We start from the raw sequence: 24,887 nt of genomic DNA, 5'->3' as shown, positions 1-24,887 counted from the left end.
GATGTCCACCTGCTTGGGAAATGACCAAGGCTTGATCCGTGGCCCATAAAAAAACCGCCCCAAGGCGATTACCTTGAGACGGTTTCTTGTCAAGCATTTGGTTGCGGGGACAGGATTTGAACCTGTGACCTTCGGGTTATGAGCCCGACGAGCTGCCAGACTGCTCCACCCCGCGTCTGAGAAAAGAAGTATATACCAACCGGTCCTCCGGGGCAAGCGGGCGGGCTGGCCACCCCTCAAGCGCCGCATCAACCGCCCTGCCGAGGCGATTCCCGGACCCGACTGGAAGTGCGCCTTATATAATGCCGCCGGGCCGTCACCACGCCGTGGTTCCGCCTTTACAGGAGTCATGCGCATGACGACCGCCATTTTCGCTACGGTCGCTTTTCTGGTGGTCGCCACGTCTTTCATGTCGGGCATTTTCGGCATGGCGGGCGGCATGGTCCTGATGGGCGCCCTGCTGCTGATGCTGCCGGTCGCGTCGGCCATGGTGCTGCAAAGTGCAATGCAGCTGACGTCCAACGGATGGCGCGCCATTCTGTGGCGCGGCCATACCGAATGGCGCATCGTGGGGCGGTTTGCGATCGGCGCCACGCTGGCGTTCGGCGTCTTCCTGGCGGTGCAACTGGTGCCAAGCCGCGGCGTCGTGCTGCTGATCCTGGGCATCAGTCCGTTCGTGGCGCTGGTCGTGCCACCGCGCTTTGCTCCCCAGGCCGAAGCAAAATGGGGCGCCGAGATCTGCGGCTTCGTCTGCCAGACGCTGCAGTTCCTGAGCGGCGTGACGGGGCCGATCCTGGATATCTTTTTTGTGCGATCCACCACCATGGACCGGCGCAAGGTGGTCGCCACCAAGGCCACCTGCCAGGTGCTGGGCCACGGATCGCGGCTGATCTACTTTGGCGGCATCATGAACCAGCAGACCGTCACGCTGCACTGGCTGCAATGGGCGATACTGCTGGGGTGCGCGGTTGCCGGCACCAGCCTGAGCCGGGTCGTGCTCGAGCGCATGAGCGACCAGCAGTTCCGCAAATGGACGCGCGGCATTGTCCTGAGCGTGGCGTCGGTTTATCTTGTGCAAGGCGTCGCCAGTTTTTTATGAACACCCGTTCGCCAGATTCCGCGGTTTCCATCACCCGCGTCCATCGGCCAACGCTCACAGGGAACTTGCCATCCGGGCAACCGCCCGCTTGGATATGACATGACTGCTCCCCTTCGTACGGTCACCTACTTTCCCGCACCGCGGGCCCAGCGCTTCTGCTCGCAGTGCGGCAGCGTGCTTGCGCGCCGCATTCCCGACGACGACAACCGCGTTCGCGACCTGTGCGACAACTGCGGCGCAATCCATTACCAGAACCCGCGCATGGTGCTGGGCACCGTTCCGGTGTGGGGGGACAAGATCCTGCTGTGCCGCCGCGCGATCGAACCGCGCCATGGCTACTGGACACTGCCGGCCGGTTTCATGGAACTGGGCGAAACCACCGAAGAAGGCGCCGCGCGCGAAACCCGCGAAGAAGCGGGCGCGACCTTCACCATGGGCGCCTTGTTCAGCATGATCGACATTCCGCATGTGGACCAGGTGCACATCTTCTACCTGGCCGACCTGACCCACGATCGTTTCGATCCGGGTCCCGAAAGCCTGGAAGCCAAGCTGTTCACCGAAGCCGAGATCCCCTGGGACGACCTGGCCTTCCGGTCCATTTCGACCACCCTGCGGCTGTTCTTTGCCGACCGGGCCGCCGGCAGCTTCCAGGTGCACAGCCAGGCCCTGAGCCACGGCATGATCCCGACCCCCGACGAACCTGCATGAGGGCGCCGTGAGTCAGGCCACGCTACGCCAACGGATGCCCGCACTGCTCGGGCCCGACACGCCGTTCCCGCCGCTGGACCGGGCGCTGGTCTCGCCTGCCGGCTTGCTGGCGGTGGGCGCCGACCTGTCCGTAGCCCGGCTGCGCGATGCCTACTCGCACGGCATCTTTCCGTGGTTCCTGGAAGGCGAGCCGATCCTGTGGTGGAGCCCGGACCCGCGCATGGTGCTGTTTACCGACCGCTTTGCGCCGTCCCATTCACTGCGCAAGAAACTGCGGCAGGTCGATCGGGACGCCCGCTATGAGATCCGGGTGGACACGGCCTGCGCCGAGGTGATGCGTGCCTGCGCCGCGCCGCGCGACCACCTGCAGCCAGCCACCTGGATTTCCCCGGCCATGCAGGCGGCCTACCTTGCCTGGCACCAGGAAGGCGGCGTGCATTCCATCGAAACCTGGATTGATGGCGAACTGGCCGGCGGCCTTTACGGGGTGAGCATCGGCCAGGCGTTCTTTGGCGAGTCGATGTTCACCCGCGTTCCCGATGCTTCCAAGATCGCGCTGGCCTACCTGGTGCGCTACCTGTCGCAGCACGGCGTGCGCATGATCGACTGCCAGCAGGACACCCGGCACCTGACGTCGCTGGGCGGCGGCACAATTTCCCGCAGCGAATTCGAGTCCAAGCTTGTAGAATCGGTAGCGATGCCAGGCGTGCCCTGGCATCCGGGCAGGATACTCGCCGATGGCCGGCTGATACCCCTGTCTTTCGCGGCGCCTGCCCCTGCAGCAAATGCCGCAGTCGCAGCCGCGGCTTCCAACGGGGTTGACCAGTGACGTACCTCCGAGACCTGCCCTTCTCCGCTTTGCAGTTCTATGCGACGGCGCCGTATCCGTGCAGCTATCTCAGCGACCGCCTGGCGCGCTCGCAGGTCGCCACCCCCAGCCATCTGATCAACGCCGACGTGTATGCCGAACTGGTGCGCGTCGGCTTCCGCCGCAGCGGCGTGTTCACCTACCGCCCGCATTGCGACGGCTGCCGTGCCTGCGTGCCGGTGCGCATTCCGGTGCACACCTTCGAGCCGCGGCGCACCCAGCGCCGCACGTGGCGCAAGCACGCCGACCTGCAGGTATTCGTCGCCGAACTGGCGTATTCGGCCGAACACTACGCGCTGTATCTGCGTTACCAGTCGACGCGCCACAAGGGCGGCGGCATGGACCAGGACAGCCGCGACCAGTATGCGCAGTTCCTGCTGCAAAGCCGGGTCAACACGCGGCTGGTCGAATTTCGCAATGCCGACGGCACATTGCTGATGGTATCCATCATGGATGTCCTGGCCGATGGCCTGTCGTCCGTCTACACCTTCTACGATCCCGATCTGCACGGCAGCCTGGGCACGTGGAACATTCTCTGGCAGATCGAACAGTGCAAGCTGCTCGACCTGCCCTACCTGTACCTGGGGTACTGGATCGCCGAAAGTCCCAAGATGGCGTACAAGACGGCCTTCCAGCCCATCCAGGTCCTGGTCAATGGCGAGTGGCAGACCTACGAGCCGGACTTCGCCCCACCTCCGCCCACGCCTGCGTCACCCTCCGTGGTGACCATTCCCGTCTCGCACGTCGTCCATCCGCCTCGCGGCGGTCCGGGCGGCAACGGCAACCCTTCCTGATCGAACCCTTTCCTGATGTCCTTGCTTTTCCAAGCCTATCCGCTGGTCCGTCCCGCGCTGTTCTCTCTCGAGCCTGAAACCGCGCATCGCGTCACGATGACGTCCCTGCATACGGCGCACGACCTGGGTCTGACCCGCCTGTTCGGCGGCGCGCCCAACCAGCCCCGCCAGTTGATGGGACTGACATTGAAGAACCCGGTGGGCCTTGCCGCCGGCCTCGACAAGAACGGCGATCACATCGACGCGCTGGGCAGCCTGGGCTTCGGCTTCATGGAAATCGGCACGGTCACGCCGCGCTCGCAACCCGGCAATCCCCTGCCCCGCATGTTCCGCCTGCCCGCGGCGCACGCTGTCATCAACCGGATGGGATTCAACAACGACGGCCTGGATACCTTCCTGGCCAACGTGCAACGCAGCCGCTACCGGTCGCAGGGCGGCATCCTGGGCCTGAACATCGGCAAGAACCTGACGACGCCGATCGAAAACGCCGTCGACGACTATCTGACCTGCCTGGCCGGCTGCTACGACCATGCCGATTACGTGTCGATCAATGTGTCGTCGCCCAACACCAAGAACCTGCGCGCGCTGCAGGGCGCCGACGAACTGTCGTCCTTGCTGCAGCGAGTCCACGAGGCGCGTGAACGCCTGGCCGACCAGCACGGCCGCCGCGTGCCGCTGGTCGTGAAGATTGCGCCCGACCTGGACGACGGGCAGATCGACGCCATTGCCGACCTGCTGCCACGCTATGGCATCGACGGCGTGGTCTCGACCAACACCACCCTGGGCCGCGACGCGGTCAAGGGGCTGCAACATGCAGCCGAGGCCGGCGGACTGTCGGGCGCGCCGGTGCGCGACCTGTCGCTGCGAGTCATTTCGCGGCTGCGGGCGCAGGCCGGCAAAGGCCTGGCCATCATCGGCGTGGGCGGCATCCTGACCGGCAGCGATGCGGCCGACAAGATCGCCGCGGGCGCTGACGCCGTCCAGATCTACACCGGCCTGATCTATCGCGGCCCGGCGCTGGTGCGCGAAAGCGCCAACGCGATCGCGATGCTTTCGGCCGACCACTGACAACTTGCACCCCGAGGGACATCATGCAGACCACCCGGCTTGGCAACACCGACATTACCGTATCGCGCATCTGTCTGGGCACGATGACCTTCGGCCAGCAGAACACCGAGGCCGATGCGCACGCGCAACTGGACTATGCCGTCGCGCAAGGCGTGAACTTCATCGACACCGCCGAGATGTACCCGGTGCGCCCCAGCGCCGACACCTACACGCTGACCGAGCAGTACATCGGCCGCTGGATGGCGAAGCAGCCGCGCGACAGCGTGGTGCTGGCGAGCAAGGTGGCGGGTCCGTCACGCGGCATGCCATGGGTGCGCAATGGCAAGCTCGACGCCGACAACATCCGCCAGGCCATTGACGCCAGCCTGAAGCGCCTGCAGACCGATCACCTGGACCTCTACCAGATCCACTGGCCAGCCCGCAATGTGCCGAACTTCGGGCAGACGTCCTTCAACCCCGCCAATGAACGCGAAGCCGAAAGCATCGAAGTCCAGCTGCGCGTGATGGACGAACTGGTGCGCGCCGGCAAGATCCGGCACTTTGGCGTGTCCAACGAAAGCGCCTATGGCGTCATGGAATTCCTGCATCTGGCCGACAAGCATGGCCTGCCTGCGGTGGCGACGATCCAGAACCCCTACAGCCTGGTCAATCGCAGCTTTGAAGAAGCCCTGGACGAAGTGTGCTTTCGGACCGGTGTCGGCCTGCTGGCCTACAGCCCGCTGGGATTTGGCCAGCTGACCGGCAAGTACATCGACGACGAAAACGCCCACGGCCGCCTGAATGTGTTTGGCAAGGACTGGAGCCCGCGCTATCTGCGCGAAAAGACGCTGGCCGCCACGCGCCGCTACATGGACATTGCCCGCCGTCACGGCCTGACGCCGACGCAATTGGCGCTGGGCTGGTGCTATTCACGGTGGTTCGTGAACAGCACGATCATCGGCGCGACGACGCTGGAGCAGTTGAAGGAAAATATCGACGCGCAGAACGTGGTGCTGACGGACGAAATCATTGCCGAAGTCAACGCCGTGCACGAGCAGATCCGCAACCCGGCCCAGTAGGGTTTCAGGTGGCCGCGGCGCCGGTTCACACGAGCGCGGACTCAGCCTTAAGGCTTATCCTGTTTCACGATATGGGATAGAATTTGCGATTATTCGTGCAAAGACCTAGAGACACATGGCTGGACACTCTCCTATGACATCGGAAGGTCAAGCCGCGCCTGCGGCGGAAACCCGACCTCCGATCACCATCCAGGTCCTTGAGCGCACCATGCTGCTGCTGGATGCGCTGGCCAATCAGCCCGACCCGGTCAGCCTGAAGGAACTGGCGCTGACCACGGGCCTGCATCCGTCGACCGCGCACCGCATCCTGAACGACCTGGTCGCCGGGCGGTATGTCGATCGTGTCGACAGCGGCATGTACTGTCTGGGCATGCGGCTGCTGGAGCTCGGGCACCTGGTCAAGGGCCGCCTGAACATCCGTGACGCCGCGCTGGCGCCCATGCGCACCTTGCACCGGCTGACGGGGCAGACGGTCAACCTGTCGGTCCGCCAGGGCGACGAGATCGTCTACATCGACCGCGCCTATAGCGAGCGGTCCGGCATGCAGGTCGTGCGCGCCATCGGTGGCCGCGCGCCACTGCACCTGACGTCTACCGGCAAGCTGTTCCTGTCGGCCGACGACAGCCGGTCAATCCAGGCCTACGCGTCCCGCACGGGGTTGGTGGCGCATACCGACAACAGCGTCAAAGACCTGGGCATGCTCGAAGAAGAACTCGGGCAGGTACGCGACCACGGCTACGCGCGCGACAACGAAGAACTGGAGCTGGGCGTGCGATGCATTGCCGCGGGCATCCATGACGACTCGGGCAAGCTGATCGCCGGCCTGTCGATCTCGGCGCCCGCCGATCGCCTGCAGGACGCGTGGATCGACGCTCTGGTGGAAACCGCCAACCGGATCTCGGACGCGTTGGGCTACGAGCCATCCACGCACGGCTGACGGCGCGTTGGCCGCGCGGGGTGCAGGCCGTGCTGCGCCCCGGCGCCGCGCGCCGCCATAAGCGATGCAGCCACGCCTGCGCCCCCGATCACCGCTCACAAACAAAAAGCCCCGCGGCACTGTCATGCCGCGGGGCTTTTTGCAGAAGGCCGTATCGCCGGGATCAGAGCGTGTTGTGGGCCACTTCGCGTTGCAGCCACTGACGCACACGAACGGCGTCGGCGGTGCGGGTGAAGGAGCCGGCGGAATCGAGCAGCACGATGGCCAGTTGGCGGCCTTCGATGTTGGCCAGCATGACCAGGCACCGGCCTGCTTCGTTGATGAAGCCGGTCTTGGACACGGTAATGCCCCAGTCGGGCTTGCTGACCAGCTGATTGGTGTTGCGGAAGGTTTGCGTGCGGCCGCGCACGTCGACCGAGTAGCTGGTGCTGGTGGTGTATTCGTGGATCAACGGACGCTGCGCAGCGGTCTGCATCAGGCGGACCAGGTCACGCGCGCTGGACACGTTGCTGCTGGACAGACCGGTGGGCTCGACATACCGCGTGTCGTGCATACCGAGCAGGCTGGCCTTGGCATTCATGGCCTGCACGAACGCAGTCAAGCCGCCCGGGTAGTTGCGGCCGAGGGCGCTGGCGGCGCGGTTTTCAGACGACATCAGCGCCAGGTGCAGCATGTCGGTCCGCGACAGGCGCGTGCCGATGGCCAGGCGCGAGCCGGTGTTCTTGTACGTGTCGATGTCTTCGGTCGTGATCTCGAGCATTTCTTCAAGGTCGAGATTGGCGTCAACAACGACCAGGGCCGTCATGAGCTTGGTGATCGAAGCGATCGGCACGATGGCGGCGTCGTTCTTGGCGAACAGCACGTCGGACGAATTCAGGTCTTGCACGAAGGCGGTGCTGGAACGCAGCGAGAGCTGGCCTGTAGAGGCCGATTCATCGTGGTCCAGGGAGGACATGGGGCCGAAGGACGCGCGGCGCACGGAGGCGACGACGGCGGCCTGACCAGCGCCCTTGGCGGACGCCACGGCACGGGACGGCTTCTTGACCACGACAGCCGTCTTGCTGGCCGACTTGGCCGTGTTCTTCCTGGCGACGACCTTGGCCTTGCTTGAAGCCGGCGTTGCCGTGGCCTTGGCCTTGGACTTCTTTGCCGTTGCCTGGGAAGACGACGTGGCAGCGGTGGAAACGGCCGGCAAGCCGACCGCAATACTCGACGCGCAAAGCAATGCGATTGCGAAAGCCCGATTCAAACTGCGCGCCATGTGTCCTCCGGTAACGATTCTGTCCAGGCGACGCAGCTTATCAGATTTCGAACGGGAATTGTCCATGAAATGAACGACTTACAACGCTATTTTTATAACTTGCTTGATCCCCGGCGCGCTCGAAAAAATGGCGGACCGGGGTAGGACCCGGTCCGCCATCGTTCAAACCTCAATCAAATCAAGGCGATCAGTCAGCGTAGACGCCGGCTTTCTTGATGATCGCGCCCCACTTTGCGGTCTCGCTCTTGACGTGTTTGTCGAGCGCAGCCGGGCTGGCCTGGTCGGCGAGGACGATCGCGCCGAGTTCGGTCATGCGGTTCTTGAAGGCCGGGTCAGCCAGGCCTGCCTTGAGGGCTGCCTGCACCTTGTCGACCACTGGCTGCGGCGTGCCCTTGGGCGCCCACAGGCCGTGCCAGATACCCACTTCGAAACCCTTCAGGCCGGATTCGTCCATGGTCGGCAAGTCAGCCAGGCTCGGAACGCGCGCCTTGCTGGTCACGGCGTAGGCCTTGACTTTGTTGGCCTTGATCTGACCCGTGGTGTTGGTGGTCTGATCGCACATGAAGTCCACCTGTTTGCCCAGGATGTCGTTCATGGCAGGCGCCGTGCCCTTGTACGGAATGGTCTGCACTTCGGTGCCGATCGTGCTGGTGAAGATCAGGCCGCACAGGTGCGAGGCCGAACCGATACCGGCGTTGGCCATCGACAGCTTGGCGCTGTTGGCTTTTACGTAGGCCAGGAACTCGTTAAAGTTGTTTGCCGGAAAGTTGTCACGCGCGATCATCGTCATCGGCACGTCGACCGTCAGGCCCACCGGGGCGAAGTCGTTGGCCGCGTCGTAGCTCAGCTTGCGATACAGCGCAGGCGCCGTCGAAAAGCCGATGTGCATCAACAGCAAGGTGTAGCCGTCGTTCTGGGCCTTGGCCACGCGCGCCGTGCCGATCGTGCCGCCGGCGCCGGCGACGTTTTCCACCACGATGGTCTGACCCAGCGTCTTGCGCATGGATTCGGCCAGCGAGCGCGCCACGACGTCGGTCGGGCCGCCTGCGGCAAATGGCACGATCATCGTGACCGGCTTGGACGGATAGTTCTGGGCCATTGCCAGCCCAGGCGCCAATGCCGCCACACCCGCTGCCATGACCGAGGCAACAGCCACGGACATCATCTTTCTACGCAATGTCATCCCACTTCTCCGCTTATCGAATTTATTGACTGGAGCACGTAGTGCCTACAGCCTTGCGTGGGAGTTTACGGGAAAGGAAGGGTAGTTGACGGCTGGCTGAACACTATCGTTTCCCCTGAGCCCAGGCCACTCCGACGGCGGAAACCACCAGACCCAGGATCATCACCAGTGTCAGCGCCTCCCGGAACAGCAGCCAGGCCATGACGGCGGTCACGCCCGGGGTCAGGTACATGAGGCTGGCGACCCGTGTGGCGGCGCCGCGACGAATCAGCAGAAAGAGCAGTGACACACTGCCGATCGACAGGGCAAGCACCGACCAGGCCAACGCGCCAATGAACTGCGGCGTCCACATGACGTCGCGCGTTTCGAACAGGAAGGCGAAGGGCAAGGTCACCACCAGCGCGGCGCCGAACTGCAGCGCGCTGCCGACCCGAAGATCGATCGCCGGGCAAAAGCGGCGCTGGTAGATCGTGCCGGCCGTGATCGACAGCAGCCCCAGAATCGCCCACGACAGGCTGACCGGCGTCAGCTCGTTGCCAAGCCGGTTGCCGACGACCATGCCGACGCCGACCAGCCCCAGGGCCAGGCCGGCCCACTGGCGGGCATTGGGCCGGTCGCCCAGCCACTGCCCCAGCACCGCGGTCAGCACGGGCTGCATGCCGACAATCAGCGCCGCCAGGCCCGCACCCATCCCAAGCTTGATGGCTGCCCACACCCCGCCCAGATAGCCCGCCTGCAGCAGGATCCCCGCCACCGCCATGTGCAGGCCCTGCCGCCGCGACGGCCACGCGCTGCGGGCCAGCAGCGCCAGCGGGGCCATGATGATCAGCACGCCGATGAATCGCAGCGCCAGGAAAGTGGCGGGCTCGGCGTAGGGCAGCCCGAAACGCGCGACGACGAAACCGGTGCTCCACGTCAGGACGAAGAAAGGAGAAACCAGGCGGGACAGCAGCGTATCGGCCACGGCGGACCTCAGGCGACAAGGAGCCGAGAGTGTAACGGTGGCCGCGCCGAACTGTCGTGCCAGGCTGAACGGCAGCTGAATCGCCCGATCTCTGGCGATGCAACATAAAATTCACACGGCGTGAAAAAAAAGTTTTTGCGCGCCGCGTTGCGCCGCAGGGCGGTGTCTCCCTGGGACAAGCGCGCTGACCGGGCGTCGGCAACCTTGTAGCTATTGCCGGGAGCGGGCGGACCCACCCTTGACATGGTGGTTGGCGTCCCTAAAATGCGTATTGTGCATTGCAACATTACTGGTTCAGGCCAGGATGAAGCAGGCAACGCGGTCACTGAGAGCGTGACCACCAATATATGTAGATCGGGGATTTTCGGGACGACCGGATGCTCTCATGACCGATCTCTGAAATCCACGACCGACCCAGGAGTCACCATGTCCGCTACCCCAGAACGCGCCCTCGCCAGCCAGAAAGCCCTTTTCGATGCTTTCCTGGTCGCCAACAACACCGCCTTCGCCGGCTTCGAGAAGCTGGTCGACCTGCACGTGAAGGTTGCCAAGGCAACGCTCGACGAAATGTCGATCAAGGCACAGGAAGCGTTCGAACTGAAGGATGGCCAGGAAGCCATGGCCTTCACCGCCTCGCTCGCCCAGCCGAACGCCGAAAAGGCCCTGGCCTACAGCAAGCATGTCTATGACATCATGGCTGGCGTCCAAAGCGAATTCGCCAAGCTGAGCGAAGCCCAGGTGGCCGCCCAGCAACAACAGATGATCGACGTCGTCGACCAGATGTCCAAGTCGGCCCCGGCCGGTTCGGAAAGCGCCATCGCCATGATCAAGTCGTCGCTGGCTACCGCCACGTCGGCCTATGATTCGGTCAGCAAGGCTGCCAAGCAGGCCGCCGAAGTTGCCGAGTCGAACATGACTGCCGCGACCAACGCCACGTTCAAGGCTGCCAGCGATACGGCTGCCCGCACGTCGCGCGTCCGCAAGGCCGCTACGTCCGCAGCGTAATTGCCGCGACAGGAACTGCGTGCTTTAGGGGATTGACCCATTGCACGCAGGAACAAAGAAAATCCCGCTACGGCGGGATTTTCTTTTTGTGCAGACGGTAGTGCACGATCGCAAGATCGCGCTTCAGTTACGCCGCGCCGAACGTTCCGCCCAAACGCCTGGCTTCGTCCTTCAGAAATTCCAGCGCTACGGCGGCCTGTTCGGGCTCGCCCTTCACACCCAGCTCGATGTGATTGCGCCCTGCCCCGCCCATGCTGGGCAGGCTGAACGCCTTGATGCCGGGCCAGCGCAGTTCCAGCGCTTCCATCACGGGCGTGATGGTGGATTCGGCCAATTCGAACACCAGGAAGGAATGTTCGACGTGCGGCACCTTGTGGTGCAGGTCGGCATAGCGGTTGTCCAGCGTCCATTCGATCATCGGCCAGGCCATGACGGGAAAGCCCGGCACGAAGGTGTGGTCGTGAATGAAGAAGCCGGGAATCTTGTTGTACGGATTCGGCACGATCTCGGCGCCCTGGGGAAACTCGCCCATGCGCAGCCGCTGCCGGTTTTCCGGAGTCGTCATGTCGGCGCTGCCTTTGCCCTGCGCGGCCGTCTCGGCCATGCGCTGGCCAATCAGGTCGGCGGCTTCGGGGTGCAGCACGGTGTCGACGCCCAGCGCGGCGGCCACGGCCTGACGTGTGTGGTCGTCGGGAGTCGCGCCGATGCCGCCGCATGAGAACACGATGTCGTCGCTTGCCAGGCTGCGGCGATACGCGTCGACCAGCTTTTCGCGGTCATCGCCGATGAACTGCGCCCATGACAGCTGCAGCCCGCGGGCGCTGAGAAGTTCGACGACCTTGGCAAAGTGCCGGTCCTGGCGACGGCCCGACAGGATCTCGTCACCGATGATGAAAAGCCCGATCTGACGTTGAGTGGGCGATGATGGGTGTGTCATGGTTGTGTTTCGCTGCGCAGACGACGCAGCGCCTCGAGGCCAAAGTGCGAAAACATGAGCGCCGAAAGGACCGGCAGTAAAAACCACGCAGGCGGGAGCAGGTTGATCAGCGCGCAAATCGTGCCGAGCGCCCAGAACCCTTTGTTGTGTCGCGCCTGCAGAATCTTACGCTCTTGCGGCGATGCATGATCGGCCAGCGCGTCGAGCCGCAGCATGCGCGTGAAAGCGAATGCCCACCAGAAAATCGGCAGCACGACAGCCAGCGGCGGCAGCAGCCACAGCGGCAGCGTAAAGAACCAGCCGAGCACGAACACCACCGTGACCCACAGCGCATTCCAGACGCTGGCGACCAGGGCGTTGCCCCCTTCGCGGCGCACATCGGGATAGTCGCGTTCGCTCAGGTGGCGAAGCACCAGCGGCATGATGAACACTGCCGCCGTCACCAGGCCCAGGATCCCCGACAGCGGCAGCAGGATCAACGTGGCGGCCACGGGAATCAACCACAGCTTGAGCGACGCCAGCCCCAGGGCCATCAAGGTGGTGTCGAGCTGGTTCACGACAGACCATTGGAACAGCGTGATCTGCAGCCATTCGCTGAGCGGCGTCCAGAACAGCCAGATCAGCACGATCGCGCCGATCAGGGCCACCGCAAACGGCAGCAGCAAGGCCATCAGCATGGGCCCGCGGAACTGCGAGATCACGGCACGACCGAGTGCGCGACCGACGCCTTCGAAGCCGGCCGACCGCGTGACCACGGGCAACGCGTTGGGGGGAGTGCTCATAGGGCGAAGACATCCAGGCGTATCAAGGGAATGTCAGTATGCCGCACTGCACAGGCATAATAGGTGGAGAAACGTACCGTTCCGTTACCTTGCCGATGACCGCTTCCGCGACCGTTTACCTGCCCGACACCGATGCCAGCCTGATTGCCGAAACGCTTTCACGCCCGGACTCGTTGCTTGTTGCGTGCCTGTGTGCCGAATGGTGCGGAACCTGCCGCGAGTACTTGCCGCGCTTTGCCGATCTGGCTGCCGCCCTGCCGCAGCATGCGTTCGTGTGGGTGGACGTCGAGACACATCCTGAATTGCTGGATGACGACGACATCGAAGACTTCCCTACCCTGCTGATCCAGGATGCGACGCGCACCCGGTTCTACGGGCCGATGCTGCCGCACATCGGGCACCTGGAGCGGATGATCGAAGCGATCCTGGCGGATCCACAGAGCGCCGACGTGGCGCCAGCTGCACCGCGATTGAGGCAATCGCTGCTGGGCTGAGATTTCCCTCCTAGGCAAACACCGCAACTCACGATCAACGTTGAATCGCCTCCCAGGCCTTCTGCAGGCGCTTGACCGATACGGGCATGGGGGTGCGCAGTTCCTGGGCGAAGAGGGCGACGCGCAGTTCTTCGGTCATCCAGCGGAATTCGTCCAGACGTGCGTCGTCGACGCCTTTGCGCGCGGCCTTGGCGCGTTGATAGGGGGTCAGCAACTGGCTCAGTTCGCCCAGCAGCTTGGCATCGCGGCCCGGATCGGCGCGCAGTTTGTCCACGCGCGCCTGCGCCGCCTTCATGTAGCGCGGATAGTGGACCAATTGCGTGTAGGGCGTTTCGCGTACGAACCATTTCGGCATCAGCGCGCGCATCTGCTGCTCGATGTCGGCGTATGACGCGGCGTGCCCCCGCGCCTGCGGCAGCTTGCGCATGACGGCCGCCCACTCGGTCAGGATCGTTGACACCAGCCGCGCGATTTCCTGCGCCAGCAGGCCCAGCCTGCCCTTGCCTTCGTTGCGGCGCGCGGTGAACGTCGCCGCGTCGGTCGGCCAGGGGTCGCCCAGGCAAGCCTGCGCCAGGGCCGTGTCGATGATCTGGTCGCGCAGTTCTTCCTGCGTCCCGAGCGGCAAATACAACATGCTCATTTGCGTCAGCCCGTTCAGATTCTTTTCCAGGAACTTGACCTGCTCTTTGAGCTGCAGGCGGAACAGGCGCAGCAGACCCGCACGGTGATGACGCAGCGCCTCGGCCGGGTCGTCGAAGACGTCCAGGTCGCACGACGTGCCCTTGTCCACCAGCGCCGGGTAGCCGATCACCGACACGCCGCCGCGTTTGATCTCGAGCAGTTCGGGCAAGGGACCAAAGGTCCAGTCGGTCAGGTTTTCGTGCGCCAAGGCCTGCGCCACCTGCTTGTCGCGCGACGCCACCTGCTGGAAAGTGGCCTGCGCCTCGCGTCCAAGTTCGCCTTTGAGCTGCGCCAGGTTGCGGCTCATGGACAGCATGCGGCCGTTCTCGTCGACCACGCGAAAGTTCATGAACAGGTGAGCCGGCAGCGTCTCGAGCTTGAAGTCCGGCGGCGCCAGCTGGATGGTTTTCTGCTCACGCACGTCGGCAATCAGGGTCTCGATCAGGCCGCGATCCGGCTTGGCGGCCACCTCGAACCAACGATCGAAAAAGCCCGCCGCATATTCCGGCAACGGCACGCAATGCCGGCGCAGCTTCTGCGGCAGGGACTTCAGAAGCAGGTGCACCTTTTCCTTGAGCATGCCGGGCACCAGCCATTCGCAGCGCGCGGCATCCAGCTGATTGAGCGCGAACAACGGCACCGACAGCGTCACGCCATCGCGCGGCGAGCCGGGCTCGAAGTGGTAATCGAGTGCCATGTCGATGCCATGCAAGGCCAGCATCTTGGGGAAGACTTCGGTGGTCACCCCCGCGGCTTCATGCCGCATCAACTCATCACGCGTCAGGAACAGCAGTCTGGACTTGTCGCGCTCGGGCGTGGCGGTCTGGTCCCGGTACCACTTTTCCATCGTCGCCAACTGGTGCACGTCGGCTGGAATCTGCCGGTCGTAGAAGGCGTAGATCAGTTCATCGTCGACCAGGATGTCGGGCCGCCGCGACTTGTGCTCCAGCTTTTCGATCTCGGCAAACAGCTTCCGGTTGTGCGCAATGAAGGGCAGTTTGGTGTCGACATCGCCCGTGACCAGTGCCTGGCGTATGAACAATTCGCGCGCATGCGAAGGATTGATGCGCCCGTAGTTCACGCGGCGGCCGGAATAGATGGTCAGGCCATACAAGGTCGCGCGTTCGTTGGCGACCACCTGCCCTTCCTTCTTTTCCCACCGCGGGTCGGACCAGTTCTTGTGCAGCAAGTGCTTGCCGGCCCGTTCGATCCACACGGGATCGATCTTGGCGATGGTGCGCGCGAACAGGCGGGATGTCTCGACCAGTTCCCCCGCGACCACCCAACGGCCCGCCTTGCGTGCCAGGCGCGAGCCCGGATGGATGTAGAAGCGGATGCCGCGCGCGCCCAGGTACTGCGCGTCTTCTTCGGCCTTGTAGCCGAGGTTGCCGAGCAGGCCCGCAAGCAAGGCCTGATGCACCTGTTCAAGGGTGGCGGGCGCTTCATTCAGACGCCAGCCCTGCTCGCCCACCACCGATGCCAGCTGGGCGTGGATGTCGTGCCATTCGCGCAGTCGCACCGGCGACAGGAAACTTTGCCGCAGCGTGTCGACCAGCTTGCGCTGCGACTGCTTGTGCGCAACGGCCTCGTTGTACCACTGCCATAACTTCAGGAAGGCCATGAACTCGGAGCGTTCGTCGGCAAACTTGGCATGCGCCTGGTCGGCCGCTTCCTGCGCTTCTTGCGGGCGGTCGCGCGGATCCTGCACCGACAAGGCGGACGCGATGATCAGCATCTCGCTCAGGCAGGCGTTTTCGCGCGCGGCCAGGATCATGCGGCCGATGCGAGGATCCACCGGCAGGCGCGCCAGTTCCCGGCCCACCGGCGTCAGCGTATTGCTGTCGTCGATGGCCCCGAGTTCCTGCAGCAGGTGATAGCCGTCGGCGATCGCCCGGCCAGGGGGCGCTTCAACGAAGGGAAAATCTTCGATGTCGTCGAGCTTGAGCGCCTTCATCCGCAGAATGACGCTGGCCAGCGACGCACGCAGGATTTCGGGGTCCGTAAACGGCGCCCGCAGCGCAAAGTCGTCCTCTTCATACAGCCGGATACAGACGCCGGGCCCAAGGCGGCCGCATCGGCCGGCCCGCTGGTTGGCCGATGCCTGGCTGACCGGCTCGATGTGCAGCTGTTCGACCTTGTTGCGCCATGAATAGCGCTTCATTCGCACCAGGCCCGTATCGACCACGAACCGGATGCCGGGCACGGTCAACGAGGTTTCGGCCACGTTGGTGGCGAGCACCACCCGCCGGCCGCTGCCCTTGGGGTGAAAGACCTTTTCCTGGTCGGCCTGCGACAGGCGGGCGAACAGTTGCAGCACTTCGGTCCCGGGCGGATGGTGCTTGCGCAGCGCCTCGGCCGCCTCGCGGATTTCGCGCTCGCCGGGCAAAAAGACAAGAATGTCGCCCGCACCATGGCGCGCGCACTCGTCCACCGCGTCGACGATCGCGTCGATCATGTCCTTTTCTTCGTCGCGCGACAGGTTTTCCTTTTCGCGCTTTTCCTTGCGGGGGGCGGTGTCCGGATTGCCGGTGGCGTTGGGATCCTGGCCGCGGGGCGTGTCGATGCCGCGATAGCGGACCTCGACCGGGTACAGGCGGCCCGACACTTCGATGACCGGCGCGCGGTCATGCCCCGGCGACGCGAAGTGGGTGGCGAAGCGGTCGGCGTCGATCGTGGCCGAGGTAATGATCAGCTTCAGGTCCGGGCGGCGCGGCAGCAACTGCTTCAGGTAGCCGAGCAGGAAGTCGATGTTCAGGCTGCGTTCATGCGCCTCATCGATGATGATCGTGTCGTAGGCCCGCAGCCAGGGGTCGCGCTGCGACTCGGCCAGCAGAATGCCGTCCGTCATCAGCTTGATCGATGCGCCGGCTTCGGTGCGGTCGTTGAAGCGCACCTGGTAGCCAACCACCTGCCCGAGCGGCGTGTTCAGTTCCTGCGCGATACGGCGCGCGACCGACGTGGCCGCCAGCCGGCGCGGCTGGGTGTGGCCGATCATGCCGGTGCTGCCGCGGCCCAGTTCCAGGCAGATCTTGGGGAGCTGGGTGGTCTTGCCCGAGCCGGTCTCGCCCGAGACGATGATGACCTGATGCGCCGCCAGCGCCTTGGCGATGTCTTCGCGGCGGGCGCTGACGGGCAGTTCCTCGGGATAGGTAATCTCGGGGACGGGATTGCGGGTGCGCGGCGGGCGGGGAGCATTGCGGTCGGCGCGGTCGCGGCGGGGGTCCCGAGGCGCGTTCGGATCTCGCGGCGGCCGTGGCTCGCGGGACGCGTTCGGATCTCGCGGCGGCCGTGGCTCGCGGGACGCATTCGGATCTCGCGGCGGGCGGGGTGGGCCTTCGGGGCGGCTTGGCCGGCGGTCGCGTGCCGCGCGCTGCGCACCAGGCGCGGCGCCGCCGCCCGCATCGCGCGCAGGCGCCGCCGTGGAGTGGGGCGTCGCCGGGCCCGCCGTCGTGGGAGTGGTCGCGCCTGCCGTGTCCGCGTTGCGTCGTGAAGGGTCCTGCTTGCCTGAGTGTTCTGCCATAACCGCTACTTTTGATAACCCCTCATTATAAATTTCCTGGGCGCCGCGTCGAACCCACATGCCGGTGCCCCGCATCATATAATTCCGCGATGACCGCCCCTGCCCTGACCCCGCCCCTGATTCCCGCCGACCCCAACGTGCACGCCCAGTTCGTGCAATGGTTCCGAGAGGTCGCGCCTTATGTGCACGCCTTCCGAGGCAAGACCTTCGTGGTTGCGTTCGGCGGCGAACTGGTTCAGGCCGGGGCGCTCAGCGTCCTGATCCAGGACCTGTCGCTGCTCAGCGCCCTGGGCGTGCGACTGGTGCTGGTCCATGGCTCGCGTCCGCAGGTCAACGAACAACTGCGCCTCAAGGGCATCGACTTCCAGTTCGACCGCGGCCTGCACATCACCGATGCCGCGGCGCTCGAATGCGCCAAGGAAGCCGCCGGCGAAATCCGCCTCGACATCGAAGCGGCCTTCAGCCAGGGCCTGCCCAACACCCCCATGTCGCACGCGCACATCCGCGTCGTGTCCGGCAACTTCATTACCGCGCGGCCGGTCGGCGTCATCGACGGCATCGACTACCGCCACACCGGGCTGGTGCGCAAGGTCGACGCCGAAGCCCTGCAATTCGTCATCAACCACGGGTCCATCGCCCTGCTGTCGCCGCTGGGCTTTTCGCCGACCGGTGAAGCCTTCAACCTGGCGATGGAAGAACTGGCCACCAGCGTCGCCGTGGCCCTGCGCGCCGAAAAGCTGATCTTTTTGACCGACGCGCCGTCGATCCTGGATCCGGAAGGCAACGTCGATACCGAACTGGCCCGCGACGACGCCGACGCCCTGGTCGCGACCGGCGACATCGACGCCGGCACCACCGTCGTGCTGCGCCACGCCTCGCGCGCGGTCAAGCTCGGCGTCGCCCGCGCCCATCTGATCCCCTTCGACATGGACGGCGGCGTCCTGCTCGAAATCTTCACCCATGACGGCGTCGGCACCATGGTGGTCGAAGACCTGCTGGACGACCTGCGCCCGGCCACCATCGACGACGTCGGCGCCATCGTGCAGCTAATCGAACCGCTGGAAACCGATGGCACCCTGGTGCGCCGGGGCCGCGGCAGCATCGAACGCGACGTCGAAAAATTCTCGGTGGCCGAGCATGACGGGGTGATCTTCGGCTGCGTGGCCCTGTATCCCTACCCTGCTGAAAAGATGGCGGAAATGGCCTGCCTGACCGTCAATTCGCAATGGCAAGGCACCGGCGAAGGCGACAAACTGCTGCGCCACGTCGAATCCCGCGCCCGCGCCGTCGGCATCACCCGCCTGTTCGTGCTCACGACGCGCACCGCGCACTGGTTCATCAAACGCGGCTTCGTCCCTGCAAGTGTGTCCGATCTGCCAAAAGACAAGCAGTCGCACTACGATCGCAACCGTAACAGTCAGGTATTCATCAAGCGACTCAGCTGACGGGTACGGCTCGCACTGGCCGGATGAGCGCAGCCAGGCAGGCGTTCAGCAAGCGGGCTATGTGCCCGCTTTTTTGCGTCTTGCACCGTCCGACTGTCGATTTGCGTCACGTCCGATCGTCGTCCTTTCGAGCCCGGGCGGACATGCATCCGCGACGCGGCCTGACGCTTCATTCCAAGGAGACGACGATGCGTGTCATGGTGATCGTTAAGGCGAGTCCCTCTTCCGAAGGCGGCGCCCTGCCGAGCACGGAATTGCTGACCGCCATGGGGAACTTCAACGAGGACCTGGTCAAGGCCGGCGTGATGCTGGCCGGCGATGGCCTGCATCCCAGCTCGAGAGGCAAACGAGTGCGATTTTCCGGTTCGAACCGGACGGTGATTGACGGGCCGTTTGCCGAAACCAAGGAACTGATTGCCGGCTTCTGGCTGTGGCAGGTCGAATCGATGGACGAGGCGGTCGCCTGGGTGCGGCGGTGCCCGAATCCCACGCCCGAAGATTCAGAGATCGAAATCCGTCAAATCTTCGAGGCCGAGGATTTCGGCGACGCCTTGACGCCCGAGCTGCGCGATCAGGAAGCCCGCTTGCGCGCCGAGGTCGGCAAGGGTGAATGACGGCTGGCCTTTCGGATGGTTCCGCGCGCCAGCCGATGCGGCTTGACGAAATCGCAGGTGGCGCGCACCGCGTTGAACAGCGCGCGTGCCACGCCGCTGGTTTCGTCGGGCCGGTGCACCAGGTAGTAGTCGAGCCAGGGCAGCTTGCGCGCCGTGCGCAGCTGGCACAGGTCGCCGCGATCGAGCAGTGGTGAAAAGTGCGCCACCGGAAGAAAGCCGATCCCCAGCCCCGCCACGACCATGTCGGCAATCGCGGCCAGGCTGTTGCTGGCCAGCGTGCGGTGGATCGACAACCCGTTGCTGTGTGACCAGGCGTCAAAGATCGGCGTCAAGCCTGACCCCGCGCTTTGGACCAGGACCGGATAGGTCGCGAGCAAGGTCGGCGTCAACGACGCGCGTTCCCCGACCAGACTGGGTGACGCCATCCACGCGAACTCCACCTTGCTGAGCGGCTCGCTGACCAGGCTGCGGTCGGGCGAGCGCATCGGCATGACGGCAAAATCGATGGCGCCCGCGAGCAGCTTGTCGTGCAGGCCCATGGATACGTCGACATCGGGCTCGAGCACGACCCCTGGATGGTGATCACGCAGCGATGCCACCAGTTCCGGCAGCCAGGTCATCGCGACCAGTTCGGTGATGCCAAAGCGGCAGTCGCCCACCAGCTCGGCCTGCGCGCCGTCCATCTCCTGGATCTCGGTCTGCAACGCGAGCATGCGGCGGGCCTTCTCCAGCAGGCCGCGCCCTTGCGCGGTGACCTGCGGCCGGTACCCGTCGCGGTCGAACAGGCGCATGCCCAGCGCGCTTTCAAGTTCGGCCACGCGTTTGGACAGCGCCGACTGCGTCATGTGCAGCTTGATCGCGGCCGCTGAAAAATTGCCCAGCACGGCCGACCAGTAGAAGGCTTCCAGTTGCCTGAGCGTCATGACAGTCTTCCTTTTTTTCTTAGTGTAGTCCGACTTTTAATCGCTTTTTTTATTGGCGCGGGCTGGCCTATATTGGCCGACATTCCTATAACCCTGCATGGAGACACCGTGTCGAACGGCTTTCGCGTCCTCCCTCGTGTCCCTGGCGACCCTGCCCTGGTCGAACTCTTCCGCGACCTGCCCGTCGCCAACATCAGCGACACCCTGCATCGCATGTCGGGCGCCCTGGGTCTGACACCGCGGCATCGCGGCGGCTACCTGCTTGGAACGGCCCTGACCGTGAAGGTGCGTCCCGGTGACAACCTGATGATCCACCGCGCCCTGCAACTGGGCCAGCCCGGCGACGTGCTGGTCATCGATGGCGGCGGCGTGGTCGAACGCGCGCTGATCGGCGAGATCATGAAGCGGGTGGCGCAGGCACGCGGCTTTGCGGGGTACATCATCGACGGCGCCATCCGCGACGCCCAGGCGTTTGCCGATGACGACTTCCCCTGCTATTCGCGCGGCATCACGCATCGTGGACCCTACAAGGATGGCCCGGGCGAGATCAATGTGCCGGTCAGCATCGGCGGAGCAGTCGTGCATCCGGGCGACATCGTCGCGGGCGATCGTGACGGCGTCGTGTTCATTCCGCCCGCCAATGCGCGCGAGATCGCCACAGCGACGCGCAAGAAAGGCAGCGACGAAGTCGCGACCATGGCCAGCATTGCCAACGGCACCTATGACGATGCCTGGGTGCAGGAAGTCCTTGCGAGCAAGGGCCTGCGCTGATCTGCCCACCCAACAATAATTGACGGAGACCCCATGACCTTGCATTGCCCTTCCCTACGCCTGACTCTGACGCGCGCCGCCCTGGCGCTTGCCCTGCCGCTGGCGGCCGCCCTGCCTTCCGTGTCGCATGCGCAAACCTACCCCAGCCAGCCCATCCGCCTGGTCGTGCCATGGCCCCCGGGCGGCGCCACCGATGCCATTGCGCGCTTCATTGCGCAGCCGCTGTCACAGCGCCTGGGCCAGACGGTTGTCGTCGACAACAAACCGGGCGCCGGCGGCAACATCGGCACCGAACAGTTTGTGCGCGCGCGCAATGATGGCTACACCTTGCTGATGGCCACCAGTTCGACCAACGCCGCCAACCCCAGCCTGTACTCGCGCCTGGGCTTCGATCCGGTCGCCGACTTTGCGCCCGTCGTGTACGTGGCCACCGTGCCCAACATCCTGGAGGTGCCCGAAAATTCGCCGCACAAGACCGCCAAGGATCTGATCGCCTATGCCAAGAAGCATCCGGGCGAGCTGACGTATGCGTCGGGTGGCGTGGGCTCGTCGCAGCACCTGGCCGGTTCCATGCTCAAGAATGCCGCCAAGATCGACATCCTGCACGTGCCCTACAAAGGCAGCGCGCCCGCCGTGGCCGACCTGATGGGCGGCCAGACATCGATGATGCTGGACACCGGTTCGCTGGGACAGGTCCGCGCCGGCAAGCTCAAGGCACTGGCGGTTGCATCGAAGACGCGCCTGCCCATGCTGCCCGACGTTCCGACTTTCGACGAGATTGGCGTTCCGGGCATGCATGCGGGTGCGTGGTACGGATTCATGGCGCCGGCCGGCACGCCTGCGCCGATCATCGAACGGCTCAACACCGAGATCAATGCCATCCTGAAGGCGCCCGAAACGCGCAAGCAGCTGCTGGAAATGGGCGCCGAGATCGGCGGCGGCACGGCGCAGGAATTCGGCGCCTTTTCCAAGGCCGAGATCAAGCGGTACGCCGAGATCGTCAAGCAGTCGGGTGCGAAGCTGGAATAAGCGGGTCGCCCTTGCGGTCACGCCTCCGGCCGCAAGGTCTTGGCGATGTCCTGGATCGCCGATCGGAACCACATGTGCCCCGGATCGCGATGGCTCAGTTCGTGCCAATACATGCTGATGTCCGGATCGGCCAGCTTGAACGGTGGCTTGACGATCCGGATGGCAAGCGAACTTGCGGCTTCGTTGGCAATGCGGATCGGCACGGTCGCGATCATGTCGGTGGCCGCCACGACCGCAGGCACGATCAGGATGTTGGGCACGCGCATCGCGCTCGGCAGGTAGTGGTGCCCGATGGTCAGCGCCTGCGCGACGGACGCTTCCATGGAGCGGTACGACACCGTCTCGGCCCCCCACAGCACATGCGGGTACTTCAGATACTGCTTCATGGTCATGCGTGCCCGGATCTCCGGGTGCGTCGCACTGACAATGCAGCACGCACGCTGCGGGTAGACCAGCGTTTTGCGCAGGTCGGGCGGCGCATGAAGGATGTTGCTGATGGTCACGTCGCATTCCTGGTCGCGCAGCGCTTCCACGGTGTGACGCATGTCGGCCGGTTGCACCAGCAGGCGCACACCGGGCGCGTGCTTGCGCAGGAAGGCCGCAATGAGCGGGGTGAACAGCAAGGCCAGGCCTTCCGTGGCCAGGATGCGGAACTGGCGGGTGGACGTTGCCGGGTCGAAGTCCTTGCTGCGGACCCGGTTGGGCTCGAGCAATTCCAGCGCCTGGTGCGCGCGTTTGGCCAGTTCCAGGGCCTTGGGCGTCGGCACCATGCCCTTGGCCGTGCGCACCAGCAAGGGATCGTCGAACAGGATGCGCAACCGGGCCAGCGCCGCGCTCATGGTCGACTGGCCCACGCCCATGCGTTCGGCGGCGCGGCTGACATGGCGTTCCTGCACCAGGGCTTCGAACTGCGCCAGCAACTGAAGGTTGATGGGCGTGACAGCAGACGATCGAACCATGGCCACGCTCCACAAGCGAATAGCGTTATCGATTGGCATCGATATTACTATCGACGCGGCCCTATCGATCTGGCGACGCGCCCTTGCTTAAATCGGCGCCATGGGCCCTTGGGGCTCGTTACCGGAAGCTCCCGTGGCCCGTATCCCTTACGTCGACGAAACGACCCACCCCGAACTGGCGCCCGCCATTGGTCGGATTCGCGCTGAACGCCGCGGCAAGCTGATTCCGGTCTACGGCCTGCTGCTGCACAGCCCGGCAATCGCCGAAGAATGGCTGGCCTTCATCAATGCCGTGCGCTGGAAGACCCAGCTGGGCGCGCGCCTGCGCGAGATCGTGATCTTGCGGGTTGCCGTGCTCAATCACGCGGGCTATGTCGTCGACGTTCACCGCCAGCACTTCACGGGCAAGGACGGCTTGGACGAAGCAGCATGTGATGCGCTGCTGGCCGACACGGTCAACAGTGATGCCTTCACCCCGACCGAGCAGGCCGTGATCGCATATGTCGACGCGCTGACACGCGAAGCGCAGGTGCCCGATGCCGTCTTTGCGCGGCTGCGTCCGACATTCGACGTGCGGCAGATCGTCGAACTGTCGGTGCTGATCGGCGCCTACAACATGCACACGCGGGTGCTCAACGCGCTGCAGATCGATCCGGAATGATCCGTCGCCCAACCCCCTTTGAACTGGAATGACCGTGACCTCACGCCCGCATCTCGTTGTCGAGCAGGACGTCTTCACGCGCGTGATCGATGTGGTTCTCAACGATCAGTGCACTGCGGACCGCCGTGCCGCCTTTGCCGATTTTTTTGCGCATGACGTGCCGGACTTTGATGGCTGGCGGCAGGCCTTGCGGGACCGCTGTCCACGCGTCGCCCCATCGCGCGTCACCTTTGTCGAGACGGTGGAAGAACTGCACCGGGCCTTGCCCGATGCCGATGCGGTGGTGGTCGAATCACTGCCGATCGGGGCTGATGAACTGGCGCTGGCGCCCCGCTTGCGCGTGGTGCAGAAGTTCGGTTTCATCACCCGCAACATTGATAGCCAGGCCTGCGAAGCGCGCGGCGTGCCGGTGCTGACCCTGCGCCGCCGCGCCAACGTGGCCTGTGCGGAACAGGCCTTGATGATGATGCTGGCGCTGGCCAAACGCCTGCCCGAAGTCAACGGCAAGACCAGCGTGGCGCTGCTTGAAGCCGCGGGCTTTGCGCCGGCGCCGTTCGATCGGCGGCATACGCCCAGTTCGAACTGGGCGCGCATTCCGGACATTGCAATGCTGCAGGGTGCAACCCTTGGCATCATCGGGTTTGGTGAAATCGGCCGCGAAGTGGCGGTGCGTGCGCAAGCGTTCGGCATGAAGATCATCTATACCCAACGCACGCCGCTGGACGCGGAAACGGAGCGGACCTGGCACGCGGCGTATCGTGACATGGACACGCTGCTCGCGACATCGGACTGGTTGCTGGCGCAACTGCCCGCCACGCCGTCCACCGAAAACCTGCTGGATGACGCCGCCTTCAAGAAGATGAAACGCGGGGTGCGCCTGATCAATGTGTCGCGCGCCCAGGTCATGTCGCGCGACGCGGTGCTGGCAGCGCTGCGCGACGGCACCCTGGGCGGGATGGGACTGGACACCCTGTGGACCGAACCGGGCAATGACGATGACGAACTGCTGCAATATCCGCAGGTGGTGCTGACGCCGCACCTGGCGGGCAGCCCGCGATCCAACGCGACCGGCGACTTTGAAGAATTGATTACCGGCCTGGACCGGGCGCTGCGGCCCTGAGGGACG

The 24,887-nt window shown here is 64.7% G+C and carries 23 protein-coding genes and 1 tRNA gene; 15 read left to right on the top strand and 9 right to left on the bottom strand.

Features of this window, described 5'->3' with window-relative positions; all coding sequences use genetic code 11:
• Positions 1–98 precede the first annotated feature (98 nt).
• Positions 99–175: transfer RNA gene (locus IE116_RS00335), tRNA-Met, on the bottom strand.
• Between the two features lie 180 nt (positions 176–355).
• Here IE116_RS00335 and IE116_RS00330 point away from each other — a divergent pair.
• From IE116_RS00330 to IE116_RS00300, 7 genes are all read left to right on the top strand, one after another.
• The gene (locus IE116_RS00330; protein ID WP_189608793.1) at positions 356–1,099 is read left to right on the top strand and encodes a sulfite exporter TauE/SafE family protein; all 744 of its coding nucleotides are present in this window, start codon (positions 356–358) and stop codon (positions 1,097–1,099) included.
• Between the two features lie 99 nt (positions 1,100–1,198).
• Positions 1,199–1,807 (top strand): NUDIX hydrolase, encoded by a 609-nt coding sequence (locus IE116_RS00325; protein ID WP_189608791.1) that lies wholly within the window; start codon positions 1,199–1,201, stop codon positions 1,805–1,807.
• 34 nt (positions 1,808–1,841) lie between these two features.
• Positions 1,842–2,636 carry a leucyl/phenylalanyl-tRNA--protein transferase gene (gene aat, locus IE116_RS00320; RefSeq protein ID WP_189608789.1) on the top strand — a complete coding sequence of 265 codons (795 nt, stop codon included), beginning with the start codon at positions 1,842–1,844 and terminating at the stop codon, positions 2,634–2,636.
• Positions 2,633–3,469, top strand: coding sequence for an arginyltransferase (locus IE116_RS00315; protein WP_189608787.1), 837 nt, complete (start codon positions 2,633–2,635; stop codon positions 3,467–3,469). The genes aat and IE116_RS00315 overlap by 4 nt, the downstream gene beginning before the upstream one ends.
• A gap of 15 nt (positions 3,470–3,484) precedes the next feature.
• Positions 3,485–4,537 (top strand): quinone-dependent dihydroorotate dehydrogenase, encoded by a 1,053-nt coding sequence (locus IE116_RS00310; protein WP_189608783.1) that lies wholly within the window; start codon positions 3,485–3,487, stop codon positions 4,535–4,537.
• 23 nt (positions 4,538–4,560) lie between these two features.
• Positions 4,561–5,595 carry an aldo/keto reductase gene (locus IE116_RS00305; RefSeq protein ID WP_189608781.1) on the top strand — a complete coding sequence of 345 codons (1,035 nt, stop codon included), beginning with the start codon at positions 4,561–4,563 and terminating at the stop codon, positions 5,593–5,595.
• A 133-nt stretch (positions 5,596–5,728) separates the two neighbouring features.
• On the top strand, positions 5,729–6,532 hold the full coding sequence (locus tag IE116_RS00300) for an IclR family transcriptional regulator (protein WP_229827932.1): 804 nt from the start codon (positions 5,729–5,731) through the stop codon (positions 6,530–6,532).
• A gap of 163 nt (positions 6,533–6,695) precedes the next feature.
• Here the strand turns inward: IE116_RS00300 and pbpG are convergent, their stop codons facing one another.
• The 3 genes from pbpG to IE116_RS00285 form a co-directional block, all read right to left on the bottom strand.
• Entirely contained in the window at positions 6,696–7,793 is a 1,098-nt protein-coding gene (gene pbpG / locus IE116_RS00295; RefSeq protein ID WP_189608778.1) for a D-alanyl-D-alanine endopeptidase, read from the bottom strand.
• A gap of 187 nt (positions 7,794–7,980) precedes the next feature.
• Positions 7,981–8,976 carry a tripartite tricarboxylate transporter substrate binding protein BugD gene (locus tag IE116_RS00290; protein ID WP_373302914.1) on the bottom strand — a complete coding sequence of 332 codons (996 nt, stop codon included), beginning with the start codon at positions 8,974–8,976 and terminating at the stop codon, positions 7,981–7,983.
• Between the two features lie 103 nt (positions 8,977–9,079).
• Positions 9,080–9,940 (bottom strand): DMT family transporter, encoded by an 861-nt coding sequence (locus IE116_RS00285; RefSeq protein ID WP_229827931.1) that lies wholly within the window; start codon positions 9,938–9,940, stop codon positions 9,080–9,082.
• A gap of 426 nt (positions 9,941–10,366) precedes the next feature.
• Between IE116_RS00285 and IE116_RS00280 the strand changes: the two genes are divergently transcribed.
• Positions 10,367–10,945, top strand: coding sequence for a phasin family protein (locus IE116_RS00280; protein WP_189608776.1), 579 nt, complete (start codon positions 10,367–10,369; stop codon positions 10,943–10,945).
• A 127-nt stretch (positions 10,946–11,072) separates the two neighbouring features.
• On the opposite strand, the gene IE116_RS00275 is transcribed toward IE116_RS00280, so the two are convergent.
• Together IE116_RS00275 and IE116_RS00270 are read right to left on the bottom strand one after the other, a co-directional pair.
• Positions 11,073–11,882 carry a competence/damage-inducible protein A gene (locus IE116_RS00275; protein ID WP_189608774.1) on the bottom strand — a complete coding sequence of 270 codons (810 nt, stop codon included), beginning with the start codon at positions 11,880–11,882 and terminating at the stop codon, positions 11,073–11,075.
• On the bottom strand, positions 11,879–12,664 hold the full coding sequence (locus IE116_RS00270; protein ID WP_189608772.1) for an EI24 domain-containing protein: 786 nt from the start codon (positions 12,662–12,664) through the stop codon (positions 11,879–11,881). The genes IE116_RS00275 and IE116_RS00270 overlap by 4 nt, the downstream gene beginning before the upstream one ends.
• A 95-nt stretch (positions 12,665–12,759) precedes the next feature.
• Here IE116_RS00270 and IE116_RS00265 point away from each other — a divergent pair, with 95 nt between their 5' ends.
• Positions 12,760–13,158 (top strand): thioredoxin family protein, encoded by a 399-nt coding sequence (locus tag IE116_RS00265; protein ID WP_189608770.1) that lies wholly within the window; start codon positions 12,760–12,762, stop codon positions 13,156–13,158.
• A gap of 34 nt (positions 13,159–13,192) precedes the next feature.
• Here IE116_RS00265 and hrpA read toward each other — a convergent pair whose 3' ends face one another.
• Complete coding sequence (hrpA, locus tag IE116_RS00260; protein WP_229827930.1) at positions 13,193–17,359, bottom strand: ATP-dependent RNA helicase HrpA; 4,167 nt, start codon at positions 17,357–17,359, stop codon at positions 13,193–13,195.
• Between the two features lie 89 nt (positions 17,360–17,448).
• Between hrpA and argA the strand changes: the two genes are divergently transcribed.
• Positions 17,449–18,804 carry an amino-acid N-acetyltransferase gene (gene argA, locus IE116_RS00255; protein ID WP_189608768.1) on the top strand — a complete coding sequence of 452 codons (1,356 nt, stop codon included), beginning with the start codon at positions 17,449–17,451 and terminating at the stop codon, positions 18,802–18,804.
• 188 nt (positions 18,805–18,992) lie between these two features.
• Entirely contained in the window at positions 18,993–19,418 is a 426-nt protein-coding gene (locus tag IE116_RS00250; protein ID WP_189614363.1) for a YciI family protein, read from the top strand.
• Here IE116_RS00250 and IE116_RS00245 read toward each other — a convergent pair.
• Positions 19,376–20,341 carry a LysR family transcriptional regulator gene (locus IE116_RS00245; protein ID WP_189608766.1) on the bottom strand — a complete coding sequence of 322 codons (966 nt, stop codon included), beginning with the start codon at positions 20,339–20,341 and terminating at the stop codon, positions 19,376–19,378. The genes IE116_RS00250 and IE116_RS00245 overlap by 43 nt on opposite strands.
• Positions 20,342–20,449: 108 nt before the next feature.
• Here IE116_RS00245 and IE116_RS00240 point away from each other — a divergent pair, with 108 nt between their 5' ends.
• Together IE116_RS00240 and IE116_RS00235 are read left to right on the top strand one after the other, a co-directional pair.
• Positions 20,450–21,112, top strand: coding sequence for an RraA family protein (locus IE116_RS00240; protein WP_189608765.1), 663 nt, complete (start codon positions 20,450–20,452; stop codon positions 21,110–21,112).
• A 33-nt stretch (positions 21,113–21,145) separates the two neighbouring features.
• Positions 21,146–22,141, top strand: coding sequence for a Bug family tripartite tricarboxylate transporter substrate binding protein (locus IE116_RS00235; RefSeq protein ID WP_189608763.1), 996 nt, complete (start codon positions 21,146–21,148; stop codon positions 22,139–22,141).
• A 17-nt stretch (positions 22,142–22,158) separates the two neighbouring features.
• On the opposite strand, the gene IE116_RS00230 is transcribed toward IE116_RS00235, so the two are convergent.
• A complete protein-coding gene (locus IE116_RS00230; protein WP_189608761.1) occupies positions 22,159–23,100 on the bottom strand; it encodes a LysR family transcriptional regulator in 942 nt (313 codons plus the stop codon).
• A 133-nt stretch (positions 23,101–23,233) separates the two neighbouring features.
• Here IE116_RS00230 and IE116_RS00225 point away from each other — a divergent pair, with 133 nt between their 5' ends.
• Both IE116_RS00225 and IE116_RS00220 read left to right on the top strand, forming a co-directional pair.
• Positions 23,234–23,761 (top strand): carboxymuconolactone decarboxylase family protein, encoded by a 528-nt coding sequence (locus IE116_RS00225; RefSeq protein WP_189608759.1) that lies wholly within the window; start codon positions 23,234–23,236, stop codon positions 23,759–23,761.
• 34 nt (positions 23,762–23,795) lie between these two features.
• A complete protein-coding gene (locus IE116_RS00220) occupies positions 23,796–24,881 on the top strand; it encodes an NAD(P)-dependent oxidoreductase (protein ID WP_189608757.1) in 1,086 nt (361 codons plus the stop codon).
• The last annotated feature ends 6 nt before the right edge of the window (positions 24,882–24,887 follow it).

The sequence above is a fragment of the Pigmentiphaga litoralis genome, from assembly GCF_014651835.1.
Lineage (GTDB): Bacteria > Pseudomonadota > Gammaproteobacteria > Burkholderiales > Burkholderiaceae_B > Pigmentiphaga > Pigmentiphaga litoralis.
This window is presented reverse-complemented; position numbering and strand designations above follow the sequence as displayed.

Coding starts and splice junctions, on each gene's coding strand:
- hrpA (WP_229827930.1), bottom strand. CDS start 17,359: ATGGCAGAACACTCAGGCAAGCAGGACCCTTCACGACGCAACGCGGAC.
- IE116_RS00245 (WP_189608766.1), bottom strand. CDS start 20,341: ATGACGCTCAGGCAACTGGAAGCCTTCTACTGGTCGGCCGTGCTGGGC.
- IE116_RS00230 (WP_189608761.1), bottom strand. CDS start 23,100: ATGGTTCGATCGTCTGCTGTCACGCCCATCAACCTTCAGTTGCTGGCG.
- IE116_RS00300 (WP_229827932.1), top strand. CDS start 5,729: ATGACATCGGAAGGTCAAGCCGCGCCTGCGGCGGAAACCCGACCTCCG.
- pbpG (WP_189608778.1), bottom strand. CDS start 7,793: ATGGCGCGCAGTTTGAATCGGGCTTTCGCAATCGCATTGCTTTGCGCG.
- aat (WP_189608789.1), top strand. CDS start 1,842: ATGCCCGCACTGCTCGGGCCCGACACGCCGTTCCCGCCGCTGGACCGG.
- IE116_RS00250 (WP_189614363.1), top strand. CDS start 18,993: ATGCGTGTCATGGTGATCGTTAAGGCGAGTCCCTCTTCCGAAGGCGGC.
- IE116_RS00330 (WP_189608793.1), top strand. CDS start 356: ATGACGACCGCCATTTTCGCTACGGTCGCTTTTCTGGTGGTCGCCACG.
- IE116_RS00305 (WP_189608781.1), top strand. CDS start 4,561: ATGCAGACCACCCGGCTTGGCAACACCGACATTACCGTATCGCGCATC.
- IE116_RS00235 (WP_189608763.1), top strand. CDS start 21,146: ATGACCTTGCATTGCCCTTCCCTACGCCTGACTCTGACGCGCGCCGCC.
- IE116_RS00280 (WP_189608776.1), top strand. CDS start 10,367: ATGTCCGCTACCCCAGAACGCGCCCTCGCCAGCCAGAAAGCCCTTTTC.
- IE116_RS00290 (WP_373302914.1), bottom strand. CDS start 8,976: ATGACATTGCGTAGAAAGATGATGTCCGTGGCTGTTGCCTCGGTCATG.
- IE116_RS00275 (WP_189608774.1), bottom strand. CDS start 11,882: ATGACACACCCATCATCGCCCACTCAACGTCAGATCGGGCTTTTCATC.
- IE116_RS00265 (WP_189608770.1), top strand. CDS start 12,760: ATGACCGCTTCCGCGACCGTTTACCTGCCCGACACCGATGCCAGCCTG.
- argA (WP_189608768.1), top strand. CDS start 17,449: ATGACCGCCCCTGCCCTGACCCCGCCCCTGATTCCCGCCGACCCCAAC.
- IE116_RS00325 (WP_189608791.1), top strand. CDS start 1,199: ATGACTGCTCCCCTTCGTACGGTCACCTACTTTCCCGCACCGCGGGCC.
- IE116_RS00310 (WP_189608783.1), top strand. CDS start 3,485: ATGTCCTTGCTTTTCCAAGCCTATCCGCTGGTCCGTCCCGCGCTGTTC.
- IE116_RS00270 (WP_189608772.1), bottom strand. CDS start 12,664: ATGAGCACTCCCCCCAACGCGTTGCCCGTGGTCACGCGGTCGGCCGGC.